At 56.9% G+C, this 7,998-nt stretch carries 6 protein-coding genes; all 6 read right to left on the bottom strand.

What is annotated here, in order from left to right; genetic code table 11:
- Window positions 1-168 precede the first annotated feature (168 nt).
- On the bottom strand, window positions 169-1,716 hold the full coding sequence (locus B3I26_RS19515) for an amino acid ABC transporter permease/ATP-binding protein (RefSeq protein ID WP_296260048.1): 1,548 nt from the start codon (window positions 1,714-1,716) through the stop codon (window positions 169-171).
- Window positions 1,717-1,946: 230 nt separating this feature from the next.
- Complete coding sequence (locus tag B3I26_RS19510) at window positions 1,947-2,750, bottom strand: ABC transporter substrate-binding protein (RefSeq protein ID WP_296260046.1); 804 nt, start codon at window positions 2,748-2,750, stop codon at window positions 1,947-1,949.
- A gap of 59 nt (window positions 2,751-2,809) precedes the next feature.
- Window positions 2,810-3,874 carry an isopenicillin N synthase family dioxygenase gene (locus tag B3I26_RS19505; protein WP_296260044.1) on the bottom strand — a complete coding sequence of 355 codons (1,065 nt, stop codon included), beginning with the start codon at window positions 3,872-3,874 and terminating at the stop codon, window positions 2,810-2,812.
- A gap of 13 nt (window positions 3,875-3,887) precedes the next feature.
- On the bottom strand, window positions 3,888-4,739 hold the full coding sequence (locus B3I26_RS19500; protein ID WP_296260041.1) for a sugar phosphate isomerase/epimerase family protein: 852 nt from the start codon (window positions 4,737-4,739) through the stop codon (window positions 3,888-3,890).
- Window positions 4,740-5,233: 494 nt separating this feature from the next.
- Window positions 5,234-7,423 (bottom strand): lipase family protein, encoded by a 2,190-nt coding sequence (locus B3I26_RS19495; protein ID WP_296260038.1) that lies wholly within the window; start codon window positions 7,421-7,423, stop codon window positions 5,234-5,236.
- A gap of 12 nt (window positions 7,424-7,435) precedes the next feature.
- Window positions 7,436-7,998: hypothetical protein (locus B3I26_RS19490; RefSeq protein ID WP_296260037.1), on the bottom strand; the 563-nt coding region annotated here is incomplete at its 5' end.

Here is a 7,998-nt window from a genome sequence, read left to right as displayed (position 1 = left end):
TAAACCTGACACAACGGAAATGGCAGGTTTCGCTGCCGCTTCGCAGCAGATTCGCTGCCGCTTCGCAGCAGATCGCTGGCAGGCCGAGCGCCTACGGCCTGCGGCCAGAATCAACGGCGGGCACCGATGCGGCGGGCAATGGCGCCAGCATCAAAAGCGCGTCAGCTTTCATGCCTTGCGCAGCATCTCCTGCTGCCCGGCCACGCTGTCCAGCCCCATGAATTTTCGCACGCGCTCGCCGCACTGGTCGGCGAGGATGGCCCGTGGCGAGGCATCAACCTGCACCACGCCGTTTTCCATGAAGATCACCCGGTCGGAAATCGCCAGGGCGAAGTCCATTTCGTGGGTGACGATTAGCATGGTCATGCCTTCTTTCGCCAGGTCGCCGATGACGTTGAGTACGTCGCCTACCAACTCCGGGTCCAGCGCTGACGTCGGTTCGTCGAACAGCATGATCTGCGGGTCCATTGCCAGGGCACGGGCAATTGCCACGCGCTGCTGCTGGCCGCCCGAGAGTTGATGCGGGTATTTATGCGCGTGAGCCAACAGCCCGACCTTGTCGAGCAAGGCGTAGGCACGCTGCTCGCTGACGGCCTTGTCGCGGCCGTGGTAACGCGGCGCCAGGGTCACGTTGTCGAGAATGGTCCGGTGGGGGAACAGGTTGAAGTTCTGGAACACCATGCCAATGCGCTGCACGCCACGGCGAATCTGCGGCGCGTTGGGGTTATCCCCGGCGTGAATGAAGTCTTCACCAAACAGAATGATCTCGCCCTGGTCGATGGTTTCCAGTCCGTTGACAGTGCGAATCAGCGAGGTTTTACCCGAGCCTGATGGACCGATGATGGAAATCACCTGGCCGGCCCCCACGTCCAGACTGATGCCCTTGATCACTTCGTGATGGCCGTAGCGTTTGTAAATGCTGACCAACTGCAGCGCGGGAGCTGCCCCGGAACCTGGCTCGGGCCGAGGCGCTGTCACTGGCTGCACGCTCAGCGTCGAACGCAGGTTGGCCAAGGCGCTGCCGTCGAGCGTCTGTGGCTTGCGATTGTTCAACTCCAGATGCTGTTCGAGCCAGTGAAACAGCCAGCCGAACACGGTGACGATCATCACGTAGTACACCGCCACCGCCGACAGGGTTTCCATCACCAGAAAGTTTTGCGCGTACAGGCGCTGACCTACTGTGAGCAGCTCGGTCAGGGAAATCACCGACACCAGCGACGTCAGCTTTACCACAGTGATGTATTCGTTGATCAATGTCGGCAAGGAAATCCGGAAAGCCTGTGGGATCACGATTAGACGCTGCATGCCGATCAGGCCGACGCCCAACGCGCGCCCGGCCTCTTTCTGGCCCTTGGCGACCGAAATCAGCCCGCCGCGATGGATCTCGGCCATGTACGCCGCTTCCGTCACTACCAGCGCCAGCAGCCCGGAATAGAACGGGTTGGACAGCACTTCGCGAGTGATCGGAAACATCTGCGGCAGGTTGTAGGTAAACACCACCAGCACCAACAGCGGCACGCTGCGGAAGAACCAGATATAAATCGACGCCGGTACGCGTATCCAGCGTGAGGTCGAGAGCTTGGCCGAGGCCAGCAGAAACCCCAGCAGCATGCCGATGAACCAGCCCAGGGCGCTTAGCTCGATGACCGTGATGCAGGATTCCCAGAAGTCCGAAACCGAGAACAGCGAAAAAAAGTAGGACCATTCGAATTGCATACACACCTCAGCGGGGCAGCTCCTGCAGGGAGATACCCTGTCAAACACAATTCCCTAACAGGGGCGTGGCGGGTCCCGCGATCGTCGACGCAGTCGTCTTAAACCGGGTTAACGCGCCGTGTCAGGACCTAGCGAGTCAGCTGACTTCAAGACCGCTTTTTAGCCCATCGCGGGACCCGCCACGCTCCTACAGGATGGGCGTCAAATCAGGGACGCCTGTGTTCAAACGTTTAGTTACTCGGCTCTTCCAGGTTGTACTGCTTCAGCAACGCTGCGTACTCACCGGTTTTTTTGGTCTCGTCAAAGGCTTTGAGCAGCGCTTGATACAACGCGTCATTGCCCTTTTTCACGTAGATGCCCAAGGTCTGCTGGTAGATCGAGTGCTCGGTGCTGACTATCACCCGACCTTTGGTGCGTTCGGCGATCATGCCGGCGGCGCCGTCTATTTCCACTTGGGCCTGAACGTTGCCGGATAGCAGCGCCTGGGTCACTTCAGGGGCAGACGGAAACTCGCTGACCGAGATCGCGTCTTTGCTGTTCGGTAGGCAGTAATCGGTGGACAGCTTGTTGAATTGAGCGACCCAGGTGGTGCCTTTTTCCAGGCCGACTTTCAGACCGCAGAGGTCTTCCGGCACCTTGGGTTTAAGCGTGCTGTCCTTAAGGACCATAATCGCCGCGCCGGTCTTGGCGTAGGCGATGGTCTGCGCCTGGGTCTGACGCTCGGGAGTGATGTACATCCCCGAAATGATCGCATCGTAGTGACCGGCATTGAGGCTCAGGATCAGGCTCGAGAACTTGGTGTCCACGAACTCAGCCTTCACATCCATATGCTTGGCCAGCAAGTGCGAAAGGTCAGGATCGGAACCGACGACGTTTTTCTTCTCGTCATAGGATTCGAAGGGTGGATAGGTGATTTCCATGCCGACCTTAAGTTGGCCGGGTGTCACCGTAGTGGCAGCGTGGGCCAGGGTCGCGCCGAGTGCCGCGGCCCCAAGAACGGTCAAGCGGACAGCAGTGTTCAAAGTGTTGCGCATCGTCGGTGACTCCACGTCAGGAAGGTAGGGCACGGTGTGTCTGGAGATGAAATGGCGCATCAGAAGGCATCCTGTGCCTGGGTCTTCAAGTGGCCGAAGCTCGAAGGCTTGCGCGCCTTTTCGTACAGTTTCAGCTCGCCGCTCTCGACCTTGCGGCGCAGGTATTGATAGGTCTGCAGGGCCTGGCCAAACATGTGTTCGCCAATGGTGATTTCTTCGTACGCCGCCGTTCCATGATCGAATTGAGGGAGCGGCTTGATCTGGGTGTGGAAGTCGCAGGCGAAGAACAGCGGAAACGAGTAGCGCTCCTCGCTGACGGTACGCACCCGATGAGCCGTAGCAACGAACGTACCAGCGGTCATGACCTCCAGCATGTCGCCGATATTGACCACGAACGCACCTTCAACCGGAGGCGCATCGATCCACTGGCCCAGATCGTTCATCACTTCCAGCCCCGGTTTGTCGGCGAGCAGCATGGTGAAGCACTCATAATCGGTGTGTGCACCAATACCGGGCGCATCCTGCGCCGCGTCGTCGAACGGGTAGTGAATCAGGCGCAGTTTGGAAGGCGGACGGGTGACCATCGCCTCGAAGTAACCCTGTTCAAGGCCCAACGCCAGGGCAAAGCCGTCGAACAGGCGACGTCCCAAGGCAAACACAGCGGCGTAGTACGCTTCGACGGCCGGACGAAACCCGGGCAAGTCAGGCCATTCGTTGGCGCCGATCAGCGGGGTTTTTGCGATTACCAGTGGGTCTTCGTCGCCGACTTCGAAGCCGATATCGAAGGCTTCCTTGTGGTCTGGTTTGCCCTTGGCGTACACCTCTTCGCCTTCCGGGACGAAGCCTTTGTGGCTGCGCGAGGTGCCGATGTAGTACTGCATCTTGTAGTCCAGGGGCTGAGCAAACAGATCCTTGGCCGCTTGGCGCAGGCCATCGATCAATGCCTGCTCGATGCCATGGTTCTTGATGTACAGAAAGCCCACTTCGCGAGCGGCTTTGCCCAACTCGTCGGCCACGGCCTGCCGCTGTGCGATGTCGGTGCTGAACAGGCCGGCGATGTCGACCACTGGAATGCTGTTGAAGTTGGCGACCTTCGGGGTCGCCGCTTGAGAGTGTTCAGGCATGGCGAAACGCTCCTTATCGGCTTGTCGTGTGGGTGAAGCGCTGAAAATGCTCGCGTTCGGCCTTGCCCATCCACACGTTCAGCGACCATAGATCGGCCACCGGCACATTGGTGAACGGCAGGTGATGCAGGTAACCGTCGGCGCCGAACTCCGGCGTCAGGGTAGTTACCTCAAAGCCGCGCGCCTGCTGCGAGGCCCAGATCGACTCCCAATGCTGCTGATGGAAGGCCAGCTCGGCCGCACGTTCCGGCGCGGCGGGGTGCGGTACTTGCGGGCCCTGGTCGTAGCCCACGCGGGCCTGAATGTGGTGGACGCGCTCGACGAAGGCGCTGAGGTCGTCTTCGGGATCGTTGAGCAGGCGCTCGCAAGTGACGATCCAGTGGCTGATGTCGCTGGTGAAACGCAGATCCGGCAGTTGGCGAATCAGCTCCAGCGTGAGCCACGGGTTGAACAGTGAGCGTGAGCGATGGGTTTCGAAAGTCACCATCTGCCCATGCTTGCGCGCCAACTCCAGCGCCTGGCCGAAGAAGTCGACCTGCTGCGGCAGCTGCCAGCGGTCATTACCAGCCAGCACGTTGACGAAACGTGGCGTGAGTTCGCTGGACCAGGCGAGCTTCTTTTCCAGGTCGATGAGATGTTCGGCGGTGGTTGCCGATTGTTCAGGCAGGACATCGTAAGCGGTGAACACCGTGGCGATGTAGGGCAGGTGATTGGCACGCAGAAAAGCGCCGAACTCGGCACGTTCCACCGGCGTCAACGGCAGACGCGCCTCCATGCCGTCAAACCCGGCCTCCAGCAGTTCATCGAGCGCCTGGGCCTTGCTCGCGGCGTAGCCCCACATCGTGCGGAAGATTTCCAGTTTCATCGAACGTCCTCAAAGATTGCGTGACACCTGACATAGCTTCGCCGCGGCGCACGGGCCGAGACGGGTTATAGCGGGCAGTCACATCGGAAAAGGCAATCTTTGGGCCGTGTCTCTGCTGGACGGGCTCCTTTATTGGGGCCGATCTTAGATTCGGCGGATGAGCGGGAAGAATAGGAAAGCTCAAATGCATAGTTCAGACATTTCTAAACTATGTTGGCAAGAGCCCGTTTAGCGCATCGCAGGCATTGGCGCTGTGGAGCTACGGGCGAGTGCACGGGCATACCCGACCCATGAAGGTGACAGTGAGTTATGCGTTGATGATTAATCGACAAAGCTCATCACCCGAGTTTGCCCCAGGAGACAAAACGCCTGGTTTTGCTCGGTGGCCTCACGGATATGCCCGTGAAGGCCATTTCACAGATACCTGAAGGACTCCTGAAACCTTGGATATCTTGCAGGCAACTTTTCGAAGCGTTGCCTCCCACCGCTTTGTTTCAGATGATTGAATCAATATCAAGCGTGTGTGGCGCGCCAATTGGGTGTCCTAATAGGGATGCGAGTACTTCAGGGTCGCTTTCTACTGCAGAGGGCGCCATGGCCAGTTGTTCAGCCACTCTGTTTTCAGCGTGGGCCTGCCAGCGAAGCAAGTTGTCCGCCAGTGCTTCGGCGTCTTGCGCAAGCAACCCGTAGACCTTCGCTGCGTCAACCTTCTCCTTGCGCAGGGTCGCTAAGCGCTCGCGTGTTTCCCTCACTTTATCGACCTCTCGGTTGAATGCATCAACTGCTGGTTCGTGGGTTTCACGATACTTGTCACCACGGCCCCGCAAGTTATTGCGTTTACTGCGCAACTGGTCGGTAATGCGTGCCAGAACACCATCTACGAAATCGAATTCACGGTCGCTAACCAGCGAACTCCCGAGCAGCAGCGATTCCTGTGAGCGCTTGAGCGCGGCCCAGCAACTGGGAATGTAGCCACCCACCATCGAATGGTTGCTGGCATGAATAGCCTGAGAGATCAGTCCGGGGCGGTTGGGGAGTCCATCGATTTGCTGGACGGCCAACGTGCAGGCAGCGTGCTGGGCAATGGTGTCGCAACCTGGTTCCCAGAGGATCGAGGACGTCTCCTTTCCTCCAAGTTCCACCGGAAAGAAGTGATGCAACTTACCGTGGTGCTCATAGGGTTCACCGCTCAGGTTGGTAATGCCCGCTACAAACACTCCAGCGCCCACAGGAACGCCTGCAAAGATTAAGGCTAACCCTGTTACATAGACCGGGGGCTTGGTGTTCATCCATGTTCCGGGCACGCTCGGCACCGGGTCGTTATGGTTGACCATGCGGTAATGCACTAAGTCAGCAGCCCCTTTTACAAAGGTTGCGTCAGCAGCTCTTGGGGCACCGTAGGTGTACAGCACGATGTCAGCACGATACTTTTTCTGGCGGCGCAACATTTCCGAGAGCAGCAAGGTGATTGCCCCGCCCAAGCTATGGCCGCAAATAATCAGTTTCTGTCCGGTTAAAAACTTGTCGAGATATTTGGCCGTAAGGTCATAGACCTTCAGCGCAGCCTCATAGAATCCTCGATGAACCTTGCCCACGCCTTCCACAAAGGGGACTTGGAGCGCATCGGCATCACGGAGACCATCCGCTAATATTTCGTTGGTGCCGCGCACGGCAATCAGGATCAACTCGTCGTTGTGCGTGATAAACGCTTGGGTGTCGGTATTATCAATCTGATTTCGGTCATCAAGAAAATGGATGCTGGCCGGGTGCTCCTGCTTTTCTTCTAAATCAGGGCTGTTCGCGGGGTACAGGTCAGGGTCAAACGGTACGATTTCCAAACGTTTGGAGTACGGTACATCTTCGTATAACGGGTAGTACGCCTTGGATTGGGCCGGGTCCGCTTTCCAGATCTCGTCGAACTTCGCCAGCGCATCACCAAACCAGTTACCTACGGTCGGTTTGACTGGGAAACTTACTTTTTTATCTTTGATTGGCGCCTTATCGGGTGTCTGACCAAATGGGTTGTAGCTTAAGGTAGCCATAATGGCGAGCTGATACAGGTTCAGCGCGCAGAACTGTGAGTCGGTGGAGAGCATCGGACGTAGAGCGCGTAAAGGGCGAACCTCCAACACGTTGTGCTTGTTGGGAAGCAGGCAGACGCCGCGCTTGCCATGCTCACGCATCAGCTTGGCCCAGTTTTGATTTGGCGGATAGTGGCTCTCGACTTCGGGCGGCAAATGCGCAACATGATCAACCAAATGACGAACTTCCACTTGGCAGAAGAAGTCCGCACAGGCTTGCGCTGGATTGCTTTGAGTCCTTAAGCCGTTTTTATGGGAGTAGCGAGTTTTTTCGGCGCGAACTTGGAGTTCGGTTATTGGGAGTGGGTAGTGTTTTCGCTGCTTTAAATCTTTATAGGGAATGGCCGTGCCCATATATTCACTTGCAAGGATTAATGCTATCGGGCCCGCAAAGTGGTTCTCAACGTTGCCTGTGCCAGCGGCGTCAAGTTTACCTTTATAGGTATGGCCCACCGTATCAACAACCTCATAGGCAAGACCAGCGTAAGGTTGACCTTCACCCATTTCGTCAACTAACTGAAAACTGGTACGGTTGCCTTGAGCTGGGCAGGTAAACATACGGCTGTTTAGCGGCTGCTTCAATTCTTTAACCATAGTATTCATTGAGTGATTTCCTTATTCGGTGCAGCCGGGGTAGATGGTACAGTCGCGGCCATCTGGCATTTTGAAGCTGCTGAAGTCTTTATAATTTCCATTACAGTAACCGCGTTGATCTTCGGGGCCTTCCCCTATGCAACGCTTCCAGCCATTAGGAACCTTTACCCATGTGTCTCCCCAGCCGGGCTGCTCCTCATCAGCCAGCTTGATCTTCAGCTTCACGGTTGTCCCCGGGAGTTGATCCAAAGTGTATGCGCTTACGGGACGCCCTTTCGTCACCATGCCCTGACCGTCAAGTTTTTTGCAATCGAGAAGCTTGGTGATGTAACGGTCAGGTCCGATAGTACGAAACAGCCATTGGCACTGACCATTTATGGCGCTTTCTCCATTACCATCAAAAGTTCCTTTGTATTTGTCTTCAAGTTGCTCCCTAATAATAACCATCGCTGAGTCCGCGCCAAAGTCCCCACGATGTTTTCCATAAGCCCCATAGATTTCCAACTCGAGACGATAAATAACCAAGCGGCAACCTTCCGCAGTACGGTAGATGGGAATTTCATAGTCGAGCTTGTATCTTTCTT

The sequence above is a fragment of the Pseudomonas sp. UBA5706 genome (assembly GCF_002419965.1).
Taxonomy (GTDB): domain Bacteria; phylum Pseudomonadota; class Gammaproteobacteria; order Pseudomonadales; family Pseudomonadaceae; genus Aquipseudomonas.
The sequence above is the reverse complement of the archived record's forward strand: the minus strand, read 5'-3'. Positions and strand labels throughout refer to the sequence as shown.